The organism is Nocardia sp. NPDC055050 (assembly GCF_053608345.1).
The window spans coordinates 153,222-171,665 of sequence record NZ_JBSGVG010000008.1; the positions used below are offsets into that span (position 1 = coordinate 153,222).

An 18,444-nucleotide genomic window follows, 5' to 3' on the forward strand; every position below is an offset into this window, starting at 1 on the left:
CCCCGACGCCGAGGAGGAACGATGGGCTCGCCCACCGTGCAGCACTACGATCGTCGCGCCGCGTCCCGGGTACTGGCCCGCCTGGCCGCTCCCGGACTGTTCGCCGCCACCGAACCGCCGCCTCCGGCCCGAATCACCTACCGTGCCACGGCATTACAGCCTGAATCGGGTGCCGTGCTGACACAGTCCCAGCGGATGTACCTGGAACGGTTCATGCGCCCCTGCCGCCCGGATCAGGTGACCAGCGCGACCCATCGCCTCACGTGGACCGACAGCGCGGGAATTCCCAACACCGGGTACTTCCACACCGCGGGCGCGGGCCCCGAACTCGCGGTCCTCGCGCGGGAAACAGTCCTCGCGCTGTGGCATTCGCTGGCGGCATCCGAACTCCCGGCGCGCGCTGCGGCCCTGTCCGCCCACGATCACGGCGTTCTTTCCGCGACCACCACCGATCACGATCCGCACGAGATCTTCCGGGTCGGTATTGAGGCAACGGGTCGCGCACTGGTCCAGCACGGCCTGATCGCCGCCGACACCCCCTATCGCGGGCTCGTCGAATTCGCCACCGGCATGCGTGATTGCGGCATCTTCACCGCCGTCGCCACCCGCTGGTTCTGGGAACTGCAGGCCTCGACCTTCCGGCGCGGGATGATCCCGGTGCGCTTTGCCAGCCAGCCCGACGGGTCCGTGCGCTACACCGCCGACTCGATCGCCATCCTGCGTGCGATGAAAGACGCCACCATCGCCGACGCGCACGCGGTGATGCTGCGCGCGACCGGTGAGGAGGGCCTCGAGACCGAAGCGGCCGTCGCGAAATACCACGACGACCTCGACCTGATCTCACGGCAATACGCGCTGCTGCCCGCCGACACGCGACCCACCTGTCTCGCGGCGACCCAACACGACATCGACGGCGCCGATGTGCACGTCCTCGCCACGGTCGTCGATCGGTTCGTCGAGACGTTCGCCGCGCTGACAGGCTCGGTGGAAGTGCTCGAGGACCTGACCGAGGAACAGCCGGGTACCGCCCCCTCCGGCGACGACGGCGTCTTCTACGTCCCCGATATGAGCTGCCGGCATTGCGTCCGCACGATCACCGCCCTGCTCGAGTCGATGGAGATCCCGGTCGTCGAGATCGATCTGGAGTCCAAGCGGGTGATCGCCCGGATCCGCAGTCCGCGCAACAGGTTCCGTGTCTTCGAGGCACTGCGCGATGGCGGCTACAACCCGGTCGACGACGTGCCGGCGCAGGTGCCCGGCGCGTCGGTGGGATGATCCCGCCCGCCGTTCCCGCCGCGCTGCATCCGCTCGTCGCCGCGTTCCTCGCCGATCGCGACGGCGTGCGCGCCGCGCTGCGCCGCTACGGCTCCCCCGTACATCTGGTGTTCCCGCAGATCTTCACCGCCAACCTCGCCGCACTGCGCGCCGTGCTCGACGCGGGAGCGGTCCGGCATCGAATCTGCTATGCGCACAAAGTGAATCGCTCCGCGGCGTTCGCCCACACGGCCGCGCACGCGGGAATCGCCGTCGACGTGGCGTCCACGGGGGAACTGCGTTCCGCGCTGTCCGCCGGATTCCCCGCCGATCGCATCGAGGTGACCGGCCCCAAGGGCGCCACGATGCTGCGGGCCGCGGTGACGGCCACGGCGACGATCAATGTCGACAACCTCTGGGAACTCGCGACCCTGGCCGAGCTGGCGTCACCGGCGGCGGCTGTCCCGGTACTGCTACGCATTTCGGGTTTCTCCGGCAGCTCACCGAGCCGGTTCGGGATCGATCTCGCCGACGTGGCCACGGCGCTGGAGCTGCTGGTACGTCACCGCGACCGGCTGCGGCTGCTGGGATTCGCCTTTCACCTCGATACTGCTGCCACCGCGGAACGGGTCAACGCCGTGGGCGACTGTCTGGAACTGATCGAACGGGCCTACGCGCACGGCCTGACGCCGACGGTGCTCGATATCGGCGGCGGCCTGCGCCAGGTCTTCACCGCCGATGCCGGGGGGTACGACGCCTACGACCACGCACTGCGGGCGGGCCTGCTCGGGCGTGGCCCCGCGATGCACTGGGGCAACAACACTTTCGGCTATCACGTGGCCGAGGGAATGGTGCACGGCGCACCGGTGTTCCACAAGTACGCCAATACCGAACCCGCCGCCGGCATCCTCGCCGAACTGCTCGCCGCTCCGCTGCCCGGGCACGGTGGACGGGCGCTGGCGGCGGTCCTCACCGACAATCTCCTCGACCTGTGGCTCGAACCGGGCAAAGCGCTGGTCGACCAGGCAGGCATCACCGTGGCCCAGGTCGAGTTCGTCAAACAGGCAGGCAACGGCGCGACGCTGGTCCATCTGGATCTCAGCCGCGACACCGTCACCGCCGCCGACCAGGAGGTGCTCATCGATCCGATCGTGCTGACCGACGTAGCCGAGTCACGGCCTGCCGGGGTGTATTTCGCCGGGCACCTGTGTCTCGAGCGCGACCTGATCACCCAGCGGCAGGTGCGAGTCGCGCAGCTGCCGTCCCCCGGCGATCCGGTGGTGTTCCCCAATACCGCCGCTTACCACACGGACCTGTCGGCCGCGCAGGCCGGCATGCACCCGACACCCGCGAAAGTCGCTGTGCTGCACCGAGAAGGACAGTTCGTTCTGTGCCCTGATGCCGACTATCGGCCCGGGGGCCAGTGATGGTCTACACCCACATCACCGAGCTGATCGGCAACACTCCCCTGCTGCGCCTGGACCCCGCCGTCCACGGGCTGACCGAGGTCGAGCTGTACGCGAAACTGGAGTCGCACAACCCCTTCGGTTCGGTGAAGGACCGCGTTGCCTGGGCGATGATCCGCGACGATCTCGAGCGCGTCCGCGCAGGCGGGCAGTCGTTCATCGAGGCGTCGAGCGGGAACACCGCCAAAGCGCTTCGGGTACTCGGCGCGCTGCACGGCATCCCGTTGCGCGCGGTCACCAATCGGATCCGGGTGAGCGAGGTCCGCCAATTGCTGCAACTGCTCGGGACCGAGATCGTGGAACTTCCCGGCCTGTCCGAATGCCCTGATCCCCATGCCGCCGATGATGTTTCGGCGGTCATCGAGCAGACCATCGGCCAGGCGCCCGACCACTGGTATCACCCCTCGCAATACACGAACGAGCGCAATATCGCCGCCCATCACGACGGCACCGGCACCGAGATCGCCACCGACCTCGCGGACGCGGGCATCGACCACCTGGATTACCTGATCGGCGGACTCGGCACCACCGGCTCCACTCGGGGCACCGCGACCGCCCTGCTCGCCCACCATCCGGACCTGCGCACCGTCGGGGTGGTGTCGGACCGCTTCGATTTCATCCCCGGTATCCGCTCCGAGCGCGAGATGTGGGACGTCGGGCTGTTCCGGCCCGATTTCTACGACGAGATCGTCACCGTCGACTCCGCCGCGGCCATCGAGTCGACCCTCGACCTGATGCGCGGCTACGGCGTACTCGCCGGACCCACCAGCGGCGCGGGCTATTGCGCCGCCCTTCGCACCCTGGCCGCGGCACCGCGCCCCGAGGGCAGAGCACTGGTGGCTGTGCTGATCGTGTGCGACCGGATCGAACCGTATCTGTCCTATCTGGCCAAACGCAGGCCGCAGCTGTTCGGCAAGCCCACCGGGCCCGCACCCCCGAGCCCCGACGACACCGCGCCGACGCTGTCTCCCGCTGAGCTGGCCGAACTCGACCGCACCGCCAGACCCACCGTCGTCGATACCCGCGGCGCGATGGCCTACCGCGTCGGGCATGTCCCCGGCGCGCTCAACATCCGCGACGACCAGCTCGACGAGATGCTCACCCAGGGCGTGCCGTTTCCGCGGTCACGGCCGGTGGTGTTCGTGTGCCCGGTCGGGGAAACCTCACTGCGTTTCGCCGCGGTGGCCCACCGCGCGGGCTACGAGGCATACAGCCTCGCGGGCGGCATCGTCGCGTGGCGCGACGCCGGATACGCGATGGAGCGCGGCGGCTGATCAGACGAGCACCCTGGTGGCGCGGCGCGCGGTGCTCAATCCACGACCGCGACCGGTGGTCGCCAGCAGCGCCGTGAGCGGTCCGCGATACCCATCGGCGAGCAGCCCGACGACCGCGCGGAAGCGCGCCACGAACTGCTGCGCGGTCGCCTCGTCGAACCGGGCGATCGGGTAGATGAACGACCCGTCGACCCCGGCGGGCGCGCCGAGTGGATTGTAGTGGTCGGTGAGCCCGAACTCGAGGTCGTGCTTGGCCCTGACCACCCCGGTCGGCAACTCGGTGATCGAAAGCCCCTGCGCAGGAGGGTATTCGACGGCGGTGCGTGGGGCCCCGGCTCGCTGCAGGATGAGTGTGGCCTGGAACAGCGGCAGCGCCGCGTCCTGCGGCAGGCAGCGCTTGAGGCGTGGGTTGGGGGTGTCGGGGTGGGCGTACGCGGCGAGCGCGACCCGGCGCACCTGCTCGAGAAGTTCGCCGACATCGGCGGCACGGTCGAGGCGCACCCGCATCAGCACATCAGCGGAGAAATTGCCGACGAGATCGTCGAGCAGGCGGTGATCGCGACCCGAAACCGCTGTGGCGACCGTGACATCGGCGCTGCGCGCGAACGCGCCGACGGTGAGCGCGAACGCGGTCTGCAACACCATGAACAGGCTCGCCCGCCCCTCCTGCGCCATCCGCAGCAGCCCGGCATGGGTCTCGGCGTCGAACGAAATCGGCAGCAGCGCACCGGCAACCGGGTCGATCGGGGCCGCGGGGAGCTCACGCGCGGGTAGGTCCAGCAGGGCCGGGCGGCCGGCCAGCGCATTGGCCCAGTACCGCAGCTGATGGGTGGCCCGGCTCCACTCGTCGGTGAACTCGCCGAGCTGCTCGTGCTTCCACAGGGTGTAGTCGATGTAGCTGATCGGCAGCGGCGGCCAGTGCGGGGTGGTGCCGGCGCGACAGGCCAGATAGGCGGTGACGAGGTCGCGGATCAGCGGGCCCATCGAGCGACCGTCGACCGAGATGTGGTGCACGACAAGGGCGAGCACCACATCGTCGGGCCCGAGCACGAACAGCCGCGCCCGCACCGGCAGATCGCGGGCGAGGTCGAAGGGCTGCCCGGCCAGCGCGGCGACGACGGGGGCGAGGTCGGCTTCGCCGACGCCGCATTCGGCCACATCGAGGACGGCATCGTCGGGGTCGACGACGCACTGAGCCGGACCCAGCTCGGTCGCCGGAAACCGGGTCCGCAGCGGAACATGGCGACCGACAAGAAGTTTCAGCGCCGCTCGCAGCGCTGCCACGTCGACCGACGCGCCACGCAAGCGCATCGCCCGCGCGACATTCCAATCCGCCGACCGGCCGAGTCGCGCGGCATGCCACATCCGCTCCTGCGCGGGCGCCAGGGGCACATGCGGCGGACACGGTCGCGGGCCGAGCACCGGTGACGCGGCGGGCCGCGCACAGACCGGGTCGCTCCCGGTGCGCGCCGTCGCCGGCAAAACGCCACTGCCGGCGCCGTATCCCCCCGATCTCCGCCCCACACCGGGGTCCGACACGCGTCTACAACCTCCACACCGTTTCGACAGGTGAGCAACGCTAACGAGCCGATGTGAACACGCAGTTACCGGATCGTGACCATGCTCGGTCAGCCCGCCCGCATCGCGAATCCCAAGATTTCGCCGACTATCCACTTTCCGGGCGAAATCGCCCAAAAGCCGCGTTAGAGTAGCGACGGGAAGCGGAGCGAGGAGTTGGTTGGTGTCCATCGGGAAATTGGTGTCGTTCGACGGTTCACGGGGTTTCGGTTTCATCCGGCCCGATGACGGCGGGCCCGATGTATTCGTCCACGTCAACGACATCGGACTCGACGAGGACGAGTTGCGCCAGGGTCGCCTGTTCGAATTCGATGTGACCGAAGGCGATCGGGGTCCCAAGGCGATCAACCTGACCGGGGTCGGACAGCCCCCCGCCGCTCCGAAGACACGCAAGGGCGGCGACCGGCTCGGTCCCGACGAACTGCGTCAGCAGATCACCGAATTGCTGCTGGAGGCGTCCCCCGCGCTCACCGCGGCCGAGATCATCACCATCCGCGACCGGTTCACCACCTTCGCCGACGAGCACGGCTGGCTCGACAGCTGATCTCACGCCAGGGCGGTTGTCGCGCCCGCCGATGAACTCCGGCGCGGACTCGGCGAGCACGACAGGCACGCACTCGATGTCCGCGCACGTGTCGGTCCCCCGTCCTACGATCGCCTCACACACCGATGAATCGGGCGTGCTCGCATCGTCGACACGGGTGAACACACCCGCGAGGAGGATCGGATGGATCTACCGGTGATGCCGCCAGTGCGCCCCATGCTGGCCAAGTCGACGCCGTCGCTACCGCGCGAGCCAGGACTCAGCTATGAGCCGAAGTGGGACGGCTTCCGCTGCGTCGTGTTCCGCGACGGTGACGAGATCGAACTCGGCTCCCGCAACGACCGCCCGCTCACCCGGTACTTCCCCGAGCTGGCCGAGCTGCTGAAGGAGGCGCTGCCGCAACGCTGCGTCATCGACGGGGAGATCGTGGTCGTCACCGATCACGGCCTCGATTTCGACACCTTGCAGCAGCGGTTGCACCCGGCCGCGTCGCGGGTCACCAAACTCGCGGCGCAGACACCGGCCAGTTTCGTCGCCTTCGACCTGCTCGCCCTCGGCGATCGCGATCTCACCACCGCACCGTTCGCGCAGCGGCGCCGCGAACTCGAGTCGTTGCTCGACGCCGCGCCGGGCCGGATCCATCTCACGCCGATCACCCAGGATCCCGACGTGGCTCAGGACTGGTTCACCCGCTTCGAAGGCGCGGGCTTCGACGGCGTGATGGCCAAGTCCGACGAACTGGCCTACCTGCAGGACAAGCGAGTGATGCTCAAGATCAAGCACGAGCGCACCGCCGACTGCGTGGTCGCCGGTTACCGGATGCACAAGGACGGCGAAGGCGTCGGTTCGCTGCTGCTCGGCCTGTTCGACGACGAGGGCAATCTGCACCATGTCGGGGTGGCGTCGAGTTTCACCGCGGCCCGGCGCCGCGAATTGCTCGGCGAGCTGGCGCCGTTGCGCGAGAACGCGCTCGACGACCATCCGTGGCGCACCTGGGCCGACGCCGCCGCGCAGGCGAACGCCGACGGCAAGATGCCCGGCGGGCAGAGCCGCTGGAGCGGGGGCAAGGATCTGTCGTGGGAGCCGCTGCGGCCCGAGCTGGTCGCCGAAGTGCGCTACGAGCACGTGCAGTCGGGACGGTTCCGCCACGGCGGGCGGCTGGCGCGGTTCCGCGCCGACCGAACCCCCGATTCGTGCACCTACGCCCAGCTCGATGAAGTGGCGCCCGCCGAGCTCGACGCGATCTTCGGAGTCGGCCGATGAGCGCCGCGGTAGAACTCGACATCGACGGCCGGGCGCTCACCATCAGCAATCCCGACAAGGTCTACTTCACCAAACGCGGCGAGACCAAGCTCGATCTGGTCAACTACTACCGCGCTGTCGCCGCACCGCTGCTCGGTGTGATCGGTGGTCGCCCGCTACTGCTGGAACGCTATCCCGACGGCGCGTCGGGCAAATCGTGGTTCCAGAAGCGGGTGCCGAAGTCCGCGCCGGACTGGTTGCAGACCGTGGAGGTGTCCACCCCCAACGGCACCACCAGCGACGCGCTGGTGGCCCACGATCTCGCGCACATCCTGTGGGCGGTGAATCAGGGCTGTCTCGGTTTTCACGTGTGGCCCAATCATGTTCCGGATCTGCGGATCGCCGATGAACTACGCATCGATCTCGATCCCTCGCCCGGCATCGGTTTCGATGATCTGCGCCGGGCCGCGGTGCTCACCCGCGAACTGCTGGCCGAACTCGGCGTCGACTCGTCCATCAAGACCTCGGGCTCACGTGGCCTGCACATCTACGCGGCGCTGGAACCGCGCTGGGACGGCTACGAGGTGCGGGCCGCCGCGGTGGCGCTGGCCAGGGAGCTCGAGCGCAGGCATCCCGAGGAGATCACCGCGCAGTGGTGGAAAGAGGAACGCGGCTCGCGGGTGTTCATCGACTTCAATCAGAACGCCCCGCACAAGACCGTGTTCGGCGCCTGGTCGGTGCGGCCGAAGGTCGGCGGTCAGGTGTCGACACCGATCACCTGGGCCGAACTCGACACCGTCGTCCCCGATGAGCTCACGCTGGCCACCGTGCCCGCCCGCCTCGCCGAGTCGGGTGATCCCTGGGCGAACCGGGCACCGCAATCGATCGAACCGCTGCTGACGATGTCGGAGCGCGATATGGCAGCGGGGCTGATGGACGCACCGTGGCCACCGCAGTATCCGAAGATGCCCAACGAGCCGCCGCGCGTGCAACCCAGCCGGGCCAAGAAGGAGTGAGAACCTATTCGGAGGTCCACAGCGACCAGACCGCGGCGCTGCCCTTGCCCTCGCACACAAGCGCGTGGTTGTCGGAGGTACGGCCCGATTTGTCCACCGAGGGATCGCATTTCGCCCCCGCGGTGTAGTAGGACCCCGATACCTTGAACGGCCCCGACCAGGTATGACCACTCGGTCCGCGCAGACACAGCAATGTCGCACCGTCTGCCGCGACGCCGAGCAGACCGGCCTTCTCCGCGGTGCACTCCGTGCCCTTCTCGACCACGCCGCTCTTCTCGCCGCCGCCCGCGGGGCTCGTCACCGGGACGGCCTCGGTCACCGTCGGTGCCGTGTGCGAGGTCACCGACACCGGCGTCGGCGTCGTGGTCGCCGCCGACTGGGCGAGAGCCGGCATCGACACGTCCAACCCGCCGAAAACGGCGAGCCCGATCGCTGCCGCGACCGCCACCTCGGAGATACCGAGCAGCAGTGCCAGCACCGCGATCCCCCGCCCGCGTGGATGCCCGAACGACAGCAGCCCGAACACGATCGCGATCGGGAACAGCAGCACCAGCGCGGCGGCCAGCGCCACCATCGAGTACGGATTCACGCGCGGTTGGTCACCGCGGCGACCGCCGGTCGCACTGTCCGCGCTCACCTGCGGCCAGCGCTGGCCGTCCCAACGCCGATCGTCGGACTCCTGCTCGGGGTCGTCATCCCATTCCTCGTACCGTGCCATCAACCCCGGGTCCCTCTCCGATCTCCCCGGGCGCACAACGAAACAGGTGCGGCGCCGGGTTACGCGACGAGAATAAGGACTCACAGCCCGGTAGCACAGCTCAAACGCGAAATAGGGTCACAGTGACATAACGTGTCAACTCGCGCGAGCGCCCTGGTAACGAACCGGCTAACACCCTTACCCCGGTGGACGGAACAGGTTCATGCTGGTCATCAAGTGCAGCGTTGCGCGCACCCCTGAGCTCGCGAGGAGGACTCATGTCCGACAGCACGCCGTCGGCAGACCGCACCTGGCATGCCCAAGCCGGTGATCTGCTGGCCGACGATTACAACGTTCCCGGCATCATCATGTGCGCGATCGGGGTGGTCGGGCTCGCGTGCACCCTCGTCGCGGCTGGTACCGAGCACACCGGATGGGCCGTGCTGGCCGGGATCATGACGTTACTTTTCCTCGGCGGCGGTGTCGGTGCGCTGATGTTCGAGCATCACCGGGAGAAGAAGATCGAGCAGATGCTCGGCCGCACCGGGCACGCGCCCGGCCATGCCGGACCCCAGCGCTACAGTGCCGCCGCGATCGCGATGCGGCGCTCGAATCGCGCGCTCGATTCCTAGCGCTCGCCCGATTCCACGGTCGGTTCCGGCTCGGTGATCAGCACGCTGGGAATCGTCACGGTGATCATCGTGAGCAGGGTGTCGGCCAGCAGTTGATGCACCTGCGCCCTGGTGAGGGTGCCGCGGGTGATCCATTCGCGCCCGGCGACTTTCACCAGTCCCGCGTAGGCGAGGACCAGCGCGCGCAAACGTGCACTGTCTGCCAGATCGGCGCGCCCGATCATCACCAGCATGCGTTCGGCGGCGGCATCGTCGGCCTGATCGAGGATCTGCTGCACCTCGGGGTCGTCGCCGACGCCCTCGTGGCTGGTCACCTTCACCCAGGTGGTGCCGTGCTCGGCGATGGTGTCGAGCAGCCAGCCCACGATCGCGTCGACCCGCTCACCCGGTGTGCCGTCGGGAATGGACACCTTGTCCTGACGCGGCAGAGTCACCATGCGGCGCACCACCGCCAGATACAGGTCGCGCTTGTTGCCGAAGTAGTGGTTGATCAGGCCACGGGCCACCCCCGCGCGCTGGGCCAGTTCCGCGGTCGACACCGCCGCGTAGGGCCGCTCACCGAACATATCGATGGCACACGCCAGGATCTGCGCTCGTCGCTCGTCGGGTTCGAGCCTGCGCCTGCGCGGCGCGTCTGCGGTGTCGGTGTCCAGCGGGGAAATCGCGGTTCTCCGTCGAGTTCGATAGCCGTCGCGCGGTTGCGACGACGGCCCATCACGATACCCAGCGGGTCGCTCGCGCGGCCAATGCGACAATAGATGTCGTCCACCGCTCCCGCACGAAGGAATGTCGCACTCCCCGATGACCGAGAACATGATCGATCCGGACGAGTTGGCGACCTGTCTGCGGGTACTGGAACGCGCCGGGCAGCTGGAGAAGGAACATCCCGACTCCATCGCCGTGCAGCGCGCCGTCGGGCACATGTTCAAAAAGCTCAAGCACCGCCGTCGCATCGAGGCCAGGGAGCAGATCTCCTCGAACGACCGCGCCGTCATCGCCGCGACCGCGACGGGCTCCCCGCAGCGCATCGACGACGAGACCGCGGGCATCCCGATCAGCTCGTCCACCACGGGCGCCAGCGCGGGCACCCTGCTCAAGGCGCGTCCCTGCTACATCTGCAAGCAGAAGTACACCCAGGTCGACGCGTTCTACCACCAGCTGTGCCCCGAGTGCGCGGTAGCGAGCCACACCAAGCGCGACGCGCGCACCGACCTGTCCGGCAAACGCGCCCTGCTCACCGGCGGTCGCGCCAAGATCGGCATGTACATCGCGTTGCGGCTGCTGCGCGACGGTGCGCACACCACCATCACCACTCGCTTCCCCAACGACGCGATCCGTCGCTTCGCCGCCATGGAGGACAGCGCCGACTGGCTGCACCGGCTGCGCATCATCGGCATCGATCTGCGTGACCCCGCGCAGGTCGTGGCGCTGGCCGATGACGTCGCCGCCCAGGGCCCCCTCGACATCCTGATCAACAACGCGGCCCAGACGGTGCGCCGATCGGCCGGCGCCTACAGCGCGCTGGTCGACGCCGAGACCGCGCCGCTGCCCGCGGGCGTCCTGCCGGAGATGGTCACGTTCGGCAAGACCATGCAGGCCCACCCGACCGCACTCACCGCCTCCCTCACGCCGTCGCTGTCGGCCACCGATGTCGCCGAACTCGCGCTGGTCGCCGGTTCGGCCACCCCGGAGCGGATCGCGGCGGGCGTGGCCATCGACGCCGGTGGTCTTGTCCCCGACCTCGCGCACACCAACAGCTGGGTGCAGACCGTCGGCGAGGTGGAGGCCACCGAGCTGCTCGAGGTGCAGCTGTGCAACTCGGTCGCGCCGTTCATCCTGGTGTCACGGTTGCGCCCTGCCCTGGCCGCCGCGGCAGGCCGGCGCAAGTACGTGGTCAACGTCTCGGCGATGGAAGGCCAGTTCGGCCGCGGCTACAAGGGCCCGGGGCACCCGCACACGAACATGGCCAAGGCCGCGCTCAACATGCTCACCCGCACCAGCGCCCTCGAGATGTTCGAGGCCGACTCGATCCTGATGACCGCGGTCGACACCGGCTGGATCACCGACGAACGCCCGCACTTCACCAAGGTCCGCCTCGCCGAGGAGGGCTTCCACGCACCGCTCGATCTCGTCGACGGCGCCGCCCGCGTCTACGACCCGATCGTGCAGGGCGAGGACGGCGTGGACCTCTACGGCTGCTTCCTCAAGGACTACCGGCCTTCACCCTGGTGACGCAAGCGATGCCGAACCGGAATGATGATCATGATGCCGCCCGGGGAGCACGGTACATATCCTGAATAGGTGCCGTTCCGGGTGCTGGCCGACGTTCTCGCCGTCACCCACGTCGCGTTCATCGCGTACGTGGTCGCCGGCGGCTTCCTGGCGTGGCGATGGCCCCGCACGATCGGCCTGCATGTACTGGCCGTGGCGTGGGGCTTCGGCACCATCCTGATCGGCTTCGACTGCCCGCTCACCTACGCCGAGAACTGGGCGCGCAGGCAAGCGGGGGTGGGTGAGTTGCCCGCCGCCGGCTTCATCGACCACTATCTCACCGGGGTGATCTACCCCGACAGCGCGCTCGGCTTGGTGCGGGCACTGGCGGCGCTGGCGGTGCTCGTGTCGTGGCTGGGCTACGCGCGCCTGCACCAGCGCCGGCTCAGTTCACGTGCCGTGTGATCTCCTGCGCCACCGCGGCGTGCTGTTCGTCGAGGTAGAAGTGCCCGCCACCGAACGTGCGCAGGCTGAACGGCCCGTCGGTGACCGCACGCCACTGTTCGGCCTGGTCCACCGTGGTCGTCGGATCCTCGGTACTCACCAAGGCGACGACCGGGCAGCTCAGCTGTGCTCCCGGCCGACGCCGATAGGTCTCGACCGCCTGGTAGTCGGCCCGCACGGCGGGCAGCACGAGATCGGCCAGGCCCGGTTCGGTGCGCAGCAGTCGCACCGGTGCAGGATCGTTCGCCAGCCGCTCCAGCTCGTCGATGAGCGCGGTGTCCGATCCTCTGTGTAGCTGTCCGGTTTCGACGAATTCCGGTGCGGGACGACCGGAGACGATGAGGACGCGGGGCGGTTGCCCGGCGGCGGCGAGTCGTAGTGCGGTCTCGTAGGCCACGGTCGCGCCCATGCTGTGCCCGAACAGCGCACGGGCCGGTCCCGGCTGCCGCGCGATGTCCGCGGCGATCCGGTCGGCGAGCAGATGCAGGTCGGTGATCGTCGGATCGCCGAGCCGGTCCTGCCTGCCGGGATATTGCACCGCCGTCACTTCGACACCGGCGCCGATGTGTCGCGCCAACTCCCGATAGAAGGTCGCCGATCCCCCGCCGGGCGGGAAACACGTCACCCGCACGCGGGCCGCCGCCTCCGATCGCAGGATCCGAACCCACTCCGTCGCAGCCGTATTCACGCCCACATCACACTCCTCACCCTCTCCACCGCAACTAGGCTGGTCGATGTGACCACCGCGCAGCAGCTCGTCCACGCCTACGAGACGGGACTGGGACTCCCGCCGTCGAGCGATGCCGACGTGCCGGATCCTGGTGCGCGGTTGGCGGCCACCCTACCGGTGTGGGCGCTCGCGGCGGGTTCGGTCGCGGCAGTGAGCGCGGCCGCCAACCGGGTCAGAGTCGTACGCGGCCTGCCCGCGCGCCCCGTTCGCCTCGATGCCGACCGGGTGACCGCGGCGTTCAGCAGTGAACGGCTGTTCCGGCGAGGCGGTAGCGCGCCCGCGTTCTTCGCCGAGCTGTCCGGCTTCTTTCCCACCGCCGACGGATGGGTGCGCACCCACGCGAACTACCCACATCACCGGGAGCGCTTGCTGCGCGCGCTCGACCTCCCGGCAGCCGGTGACGCCGCCCAGCTCACCGCCCGGTTTTCCGCGATGAAGGGCGCCGAGATCGAAGATGCCGCCGCGGCCGTGGGCGCCATCGCGGCACGCGTCCGCACCGAGGGCGAATGGGCGGAAAGCCCGATGGGCCGCGCGGCCGCTCTCGGAGCATTGGTCGCCGTCGACGCCCGCGACGCCCGCACATCCACCCCACCGTGGCCAGGTGCGGGCGAGCGCGCCGCTACCGTCGAGCGACCGCTGACCGGCCTTCGCGTGCTCGACCTCACCCGCGTCCTCGCGGGCCCGGTGGCCACCCGAACGCTGGCCTTGCTCGGCGCCGACGTGCTGCGGATCGACCCACCGCACCTGCCCGAAATCGACTGGCAGTTCTCCGACAACTGCCAGGGCAAACGCTCGACCTTGCTCGACCTGCGCACCGACCTGGCGACCTTCGAGATCCTCCTCGACGAGGCCGATGTACTGGTCACCGGTTACCGCCCGGGTGCCCTCGCCGCGGCCGGTGTCCGCGCTGCCGGACGTCCCGGCTTGATCGAGGCCACGGTCTCGGCCTGGGGTACGAGCGGGCCGTGGGGCGAGCGACGGGGCTTCGACAGCATCGTCCAAGCGGTGTCCGGCATTTCGTTGCTCGAGGGAGCGCCCGATCGGCCCGGCGCACTGCCCGCCCAGGCACTCGACCACGGGTCGGGCTACCTGCTGGCCGCCGCCGTCATGGATGCCCTGCTGGCTCGCGCCGGCGACGGGTTCGGCCGCAACGTCCGAGTTTCCCTGGCACGCACCGCATCCTGGCTCCTGACCGCGGACGACCGCTGCCCCGGCCACCCCGCGCCGACACCGCCGGACCCGGCGTCGACCGTCACGCACAGCGAACTGGTCACGGCCGCACCGGCATTCGCCGACTACGACGACTACCGCTGGCCCGCACCACCTTACGGATCAGCGCAACCGTTCTGGGTCGAAGCACCCGATCATTACCACCGCCCGTGACCAGCCGGGTCACTTCCCCGCGAGCGCCCGGATCGCCACAGTGAGCTGATCGCCATCGACAGCCACCTCACCCGGGTCCAGCAGCCACAGCATCCCGAGCCCCTGGGCGATCACGAAATACATCCGCCCGATCGCCGCGGCCTGTGCCGCGTCGAGCTCGGGGTGGGCCGCCCGCACATGGGCACCGAGGTCGGCGAACGCCCCGGACAGCTGGTCGCCCAGCTGCGCTCGTGCGTCGTCGGAGCGCACGATCCGCACGATGTTCTCCAGGCTGGCCAGCATCGCCTCGTGATTGCCCGCGAACACCTCGGGCATCCCGTTCCACAGCAGCGCGAGCCCCTCCAGCGGTGACTTGCCGGTGCCCGCGGCGATCAGCTCGTCCATCGCATCGCCCATCCCGGTGCCGAGCGCCTCGCTCAACGCCTCGGTGACGAGGCGATCCTTCGACCCGAAGTGGTAGCCGATCGCGGCCAGGCTCACCCCCGCCGCGGCGGCGATATCACGCGCGGTCGCCTTCGCGACGCCGCGCTCGAGAATCACTTTGCGCGCCCCCGCCAGTAGGTCTTCTCTGTTTCCCATGCTCAGCAGCCTACCCGACCGTCTAAGACATTTGTTCTAGACATACGTGCGAATCTCTGTTAGACATATGTCTAAGACATTCGTACATCAGACGGGGAACCACCATCATGAGCATCACCAGCACCCTCCACGTTCTCGTCTCCGGCGGCGGCATCGCCGGCAACGCGGTCGCACTCCAGTTGCTGCGCACCGGCATTCGCACCACCGTGGTCGAGCGCGCCGCGGCCCCCCGCCCCGGCGGCCAGGCCGTCGACCTGCGTGGCCCGAGCAAGGAAGCCGCTGAGCGGATGGGCCTGAGGGAAGGCATCGCCAAGTACCAGCTCGACGAGCGCGGCATGTCCTACATCGACGGCGACGGCAAGATCTACGCCAGGATGGCGATGGAGGACTTCGACGGGCAGGGCGCCGTCGCCGAAATCGAGATCACCCGGGGCGACCTCAATCAAGTGCTCCTCGACGCGCTGGCCACCGCCGACAACGGTCAGCTGGACTACCGCTACGGCGAGTGGATCGACCAGGTCGTCCAGGACGACACCGGCGTGGACGTCACGTTCGCCTCCGGGGCCACCGAGCGGTTCGACCTGGTGATCGGCGCCGACGGCATCCACTCGGCGACGCGGCGACTGGTCTTCGGGCCCGAGGAGAAGTTCAGCACCAACCTCGGCGGCTACGGTGCCTTCTTCACCATGCCCAAGCCCGCCGATGTGGAGCCCGGCTGGTTCAGCATGCGCCTGGTGCCCGGCGCCATGCTCGGCATCCGTCCCGACGCCGACCCGAGCACCGCCAAGGCGATCATCACCATGCGCACCGAGCCGGACCCGGCGCTGCGCCGCGACGTCGACGCCCAGCGCGCGCTGATCAGGAAGACGATCGGCGACGCGGGCTGGCATGCTCCCGCCGTCCTCGCTGCGATGGAAACCACCCCCGACTTCTACTTCGACGAAGTCGCCCGCGTCGACGTTCCCGAATTGTCCGTCGGCCGCGTGACACTGATCGGCGACGCGGGCTACTGCGGCTCACCGCTGACCGGCATGGGCACCGCGATGGCCATCGTGGGCGCCTACATCCTGGCCGCCGAGATCGCGGCCACCCCGGACGATCTGGCCGCCGCGCAGCAGCGCTACCAGGACAAGATCTCGCCGTTCCTCGACAAGGCCAAGGAGATCCCCGGTGGCGGCATGGCGATGATGATCCCGAAGTCCCCGCTGTTGACGCGGCTCGCCAAGACGAACGTGCGGCTGATGATGTCGCGCCCGATGCGTCCGCTCACCAAGAAGATCTTCTTCGGCCACACCGAGGAATTCGCCCTCCCGACCTACTGACCACCCGCAGACTGGCCGCGGACCTCGACAGGTCCGCGGCTACTCTCGATGACGTGCCGCAGAAGATCATCCTCGACGTCGATACCGGAATCGACGACTCCCTGGCCATCCTGTATCTGCTGGCCTGCGACGACGCCGAGATCATCGGCATCGCGGCCACCGCGGGCAACGTGGACGGCGCCCAGGTCGCGGCGAACACCCTGGCGATGCTCGACCTGGGCCGGGCACCCGAGATCGAGGTGGCGCTCGGCGCCCCCGAACCGCTCGCCGTGCCCTTGCGCACCACCGAGGACACCCACGGTCCGCAGGGACTCGGCTACGCCGTGCTGCCTGTGTCCTCGCGTGCGCTGTCGCCTCGATCGGCGGCCCAGCTCTGGGTGGACCTGGTTCGCGCCGCGCCGGGCGAGGTGATCGGCCTGTGTACCGGTCCGCTGACCAATCTCGCACTGGCCCTGCGCATCGAACCCGAGCTGCCGCGCCTGCTGAACCGTCTCGTCATCATGGGCGGCGCGTTCAACCACCCCGGCAATACGACTCCGACCAACGAGTGGAACATCCACGTCGACCCCGAAGCGGCCAAAGAAGTGTTCGACGCCTTCTCGGCGGCGCCACCGGAGCGCAGGCCGCTGGTGTGCGCGCTGGATATCACCGAGTCCATCGAGATGCTGCCCGAACATCTCGCCCTGCTCGCACAGGCGGCACGCAGCGCACCGATCGAGCATGTCGGAGCGGGTGATCCCCCCGAATTCCGTTCGGCGGCCAGCAATCCGATCATCCGCTATCTCACCGACGCGGTGCGGTTCTATTTCGACTTCCACCACCAGTACGACCTGGGATATCTGGCCCACATGCACGACCCGTTCGCGGCGGCGGTCGCGCTCGACCCGACCTCGGTGACCACCCGCCCGGCCACCGTCGACGTGGAACTGGCCGGCACCATCACCCGTGCCACCACGGTCGCCGACTGGGCGGGCATGTGGGGCCGAGAACCCAACGCCGACATCGTGATCGGCACCGACCCCGCCGTCTTCTTCGAACGCCTCGTCACCCGCGTCGGCGCCCTGGCCCGCCGCCTCTACCCGGAGCAGTCATGACCGTAGACACTGTCGCCTACCTCGCCGACTTCCGCGCGCGCTACCAGCTGCCCGCGATCATCGACGTCCACACCCACTTCATGCCCGACCAGGTGATGCGCAAGGTCTGGGCCTACTTCGACACCGCGGGGCCACTGACGGGCCGACCGTGGCCGATCACCTATCGCGACGACGAACAGGTGCGCCTGAAGACCCTGCGCGACTTCGGCATCCGGGCGTTCACCTCCCTGGTGTACCCGCACAAACCGGAGATGGGCGCCTGGCTCAACGACTGGACCGCCGAGTTCGCCGCACGGACCCCCGATTGCCTGCACACCGCCACCTTCTACCCCGAGCCGGACGCGCCACGCTACGTTCGCGAGGCCATCGACCGTGGCGCGCGAGTGTTCAAGGTGCACATCCAGGTCGGCGCGTTCTCGCCCTTGGATCCGCTGCTCGACCCGGTGTGGGCGATCCTGGCCGAAACCGGCACGCCCGTTCTGATCCACTGCGGATCGGGCCCCGCCCCCGGCGAATTCACCGGGCCCGCGCCCATCGCCGAACTCCTGCGGCGCTTCCCGACCCTGCGCTTGATCATCGCGCACATGGGGACCCCCGAGTACAGCGAGTTCCTCGACCTGGCCGAGCAGTACCCGCGGCTCTACCTCGACACCACCATGGTGTGGACCGATTTCAGCGAAGGCGATGCGCCCTTCCCACCCGCCGAACGAGAACGCCTGCGCCGCTTCGCCGATCGCATTCTGTTCGGCAGCGACTTCCCCAATATCCCGTATCCCTACGCCGAGTCCGTCGCCGCGCTGGAACGCCTCGACCTCGGTGCGGAGTGGCTGCGCAAGGTCTGCCACGACAATGCGGCGCGGTTGTTCGAGCTCGACTGATCAGAATGTAAACCGGGAATTTCCCCACCGCGATACCCAC

At 68.9% G+C, this 18,444-nt stretch carries 18 protein-coding genes; 13 read left to right on the top strand and 5 right to left on the bottom strand.

Annotation, left to right across the window (positions count from 1 at the left end; all coding sequences use genetic code 11):
* Positions 1–21: 21 nt before the first annotated feature.
* Genes ACWGCN_RS11030 through ACWGCN_RS11040 form a run of 3 tightly spaced genes read left to right on the top strand, consistent with a single transcriptional unit; the run spans position 22 to position 3,994 of the window.
* The gene (locus ACWGCN_RS11030) at positions 22–1,275 is read left to right on the top strand and encodes a heavy-metal-associated domain-containing protein (protein WP_452457646.1); all 1,254 of its coding nucleotides are present in this window, start codon (positions 22–24) and stop codon (positions 1,273–1,275) included.
* Positions 1,272–2,681, top strand: coding sequence for a decarboxylase (locus tag ACWGCN_RS11035; RefSeq protein WP_452451470.1), 1,410 nt, complete (start codon positions 1,272–1,274; stop codon positions 2,679–2,681). Before ACWGCN_RS11030 ends, ACWGCN_RS11035 begins: the two co-directional genes overlap by 4 nt.
* The gene (locus tag ACWGCN_RS11040) at positions 2,681–3,994 is read left to right on the top strand and encodes a pyridoxal-phosphate dependent enzyme (protein ID WP_452451468.1); all 1,314 of its coding nucleotides are present in this window, start codon (positions 2,681–2,683) and stop codon (positions 3,992–3,994) included. The genes ACWGCN_RS11035 and ACWGCN_RS11040 overlap by 1 nt, the downstream gene beginning before the upstream one ends.
* Here ACWGCN_RS11040 and ACWGCN_RS11045 read toward each other — a convergent pair whose 3' ends face one another.
* Complete coding sequence (locus ACWGCN_RS11045) at positions 3,995–5,386, bottom strand: condensation domain-containing protein (protein ID WP_452457647.1); 1,392 nt, start codon at positions 5,384–5,386, stop codon at positions 3,995–3,997.
* Between the two features lie 346 nt (positions 5,387–5,732).
* On the opposite strand from ACWGCN_RS11045, the gene ACWGCN_RS11050 reads away from it, so the two are divergent.
* The 3 genes from ACWGCN_RS11050 (at position 5,733) to ligD (ending at position 8,374) form a co-directional block, all read left to right on the top strand.
* Positions 5,733–6,116, top strand: coding sequence for a cold shock domain-containing protein (locus tag ACWGCN_RS11050; protein ID WP_378992022.1), 384 nt, complete (start codon positions 5,733–5,735; stop codon positions 6,114–6,116).
* Positions 6,117–6,299: 183 nt separating this feature from the next.
* Positions 6,300–7,379 (top strand): ATP-dependent DNA ligase, encoded by a 1,080-nt coding sequence (locus tag ACWGCN_RS11055; RefSeq protein WP_378992021.1) that lies wholly within the window; start codon positions 6,300–6,302, stop codon positions 7,377–7,379.
* A complete protein-coding gene (gene ligD, locus ACWGCN_RS11060; protein ID WP_452457648.1) occupies positions 7,376–8,374 on the top strand; it encodes a non-homologous end-joining DNA ligase in 999 nt (332 codons plus the stop codon). Before ACWGCN_RS11055 ends, ligD begins: the two co-directional genes overlap by 4 nt.
* A 4-nt stretch (positions 8,375–8,378) precedes the next feature.
* On the opposite strand, the gene ACWGCN_RS11065 is transcribed toward ligD, so the two are convergent.
* Entirely contained in the window at positions 8,379–9,092 is a 714-nt protein-coding gene (locus tag ACWGCN_RS11065; RefSeq protein ID WP_449962885.1) for a hypothetical protein, read from the bottom strand.
* Positions 9,093–9,349: 257 nt separating this feature from the next.
* Between ACWGCN_RS11065 and ACWGCN_RS11070 the strand changes: the two genes are divergently transcribed.
* Complete coding sequence (locus ACWGCN_RS11070; protein ID WP_378992017.1) at positions 9,350–9,703, top strand: hypothetical protein; 354 nt, start codon at positions 9,350–9,352, stop codon at positions 9,701–9,703.
* Here ACWGCN_RS11070 and ACWGCN_RS11075 read toward each other — a convergent pair.
* Entirely contained in the window at positions 9,700–10,269 is a 570-nt protein-coding gene (locus ACWGCN_RS11075; protein WP_379317543.1) for a TetR/AcrR family transcriptional regulator, read from the bottom strand. The two genes, ACWGCN_RS11070 and ACWGCN_RS11075, sit on opposite strands and share 4 nt — an antisense overlap.
* Positions 10,270–10,504: 235 nt before the next feature.
* Between ACWGCN_RS11075 and ACWGCN_RS11080 the strand changes: the two genes are divergently transcribed.
* Both ACWGCN_RS11080 and ACWGCN_RS11085 read left to right on the top strand, forming a co-directional pair.
* A complete protein-coding gene (locus tag ACWGCN_RS11080) occupies positions 10,505–11,935 on the top strand; it encodes an SDR family NAD(P)-dependent oxidoreductase (protein ID WP_378992014.1) in 1,431 nt (476 codons plus the stop codon).
* 69 nt (positions 11,936–12,004) lie between these two features.
* Positions 12,005–12,379, top strand: a complete 375-nt coding sequence (locus tag ACWGCN_RS11085; RefSeq protein ID WP_378992013.1) for a DUF2784 domain-containing protein — start codon at positions 12,005–12,007, stop codon at positions 12,377–12,379.
* Here ACWGCN_RS11085 and ACWGCN_RS11090 read toward each other — a convergent pair.
* The gene (locus ACWGCN_RS11090) at positions 12,360–13,112 is read right to left on the bottom strand and encodes a thioesterase II family protein (RefSeq protein WP_452457649.1); all 753 of its coding nucleotides are present in this window, start codon (positions 13,110–13,112) and stop codon (positions 12,360–12,362) included. The two genes, ACWGCN_RS11085 and ACWGCN_RS11090, sit on opposite strands and share 20 nt — an antisense overlap.
* Positions 13,113–13,154: 42 nt before the next feature.
* On the opposite strand from ACWGCN_RS11090, the gene ACWGCN_RS11095 reads away from it, so the two are divergent.
* Complete coding sequence (locus tag ACWGCN_RS11095) at positions 13,155–14,531, top strand: CoA transferase (protein WP_452457650.1); 1,377 nt, start codon at positions 13,155–13,157, stop codon at positions 14,529–14,531.
* 9 nt (positions 14,532–14,540) lie between these two features.
* On the opposite strand, the gene ACWGCN_RS11100 is transcribed toward ACWGCN_RS11095, so the two are convergent.
* Positions 14,541–15,110 carry a TetR family transcriptional regulator gene (locus ACWGCN_RS11100; RefSeq protein WP_449962900.1) on the bottom strand — a complete coding sequence of 190 codons (570 nt, stop codon included), beginning with the start codon at positions 15,108–15,110 and terminating at the stop codon, positions 14,541–14,543.
* 107 nt (positions 15,111–15,217) lie between these two features.
* On the opposite strand from ACWGCN_RS11100, the gene ACWGCN_RS11105 reads away from it, so the two are divergent.
* The 3 genes from ACWGCN_RS11105 to ACWGCN_RS11115 are packed head-to-tail and all read left to right on the top strand — an operon-like array spanning position 15,218 to position 18,404.
* A complete protein-coding gene (locus tag ACWGCN_RS11105; RefSeq protein ID WP_452457651.1) occupies positions 15,218–16,432 on the top strand; it encodes an FAD-dependent monooxygenase in 1,215 nt (404 codons plus the stop codon).
* Positions 16,433–16,485: 53 nt separating this feature from the next.
* Entirely contained in the window at positions 16,486–17,526 is a 1,041-nt protein-coding gene (locus tag ACWGCN_RS11110) for a nucleoside hydrolase (protein ID WP_378992008.1), read from the top strand.
* Positions 17,523–18,404 (top strand): amidohydrolase family protein, encoded by an 882-nt coding sequence (locus tag ACWGCN_RS11115; RefSeq protein ID WP_379312666.1) that lies wholly within the window; start codon positions 17,523–17,525, stop codon positions 18,402–18,404. Before ACWGCN_RS11110 ends, ACWGCN_RS11115 begins: the two co-directional genes overlap by 4 nt.
* Positions 18,405–18,444 lie beyond the last annotated feature (40 nt).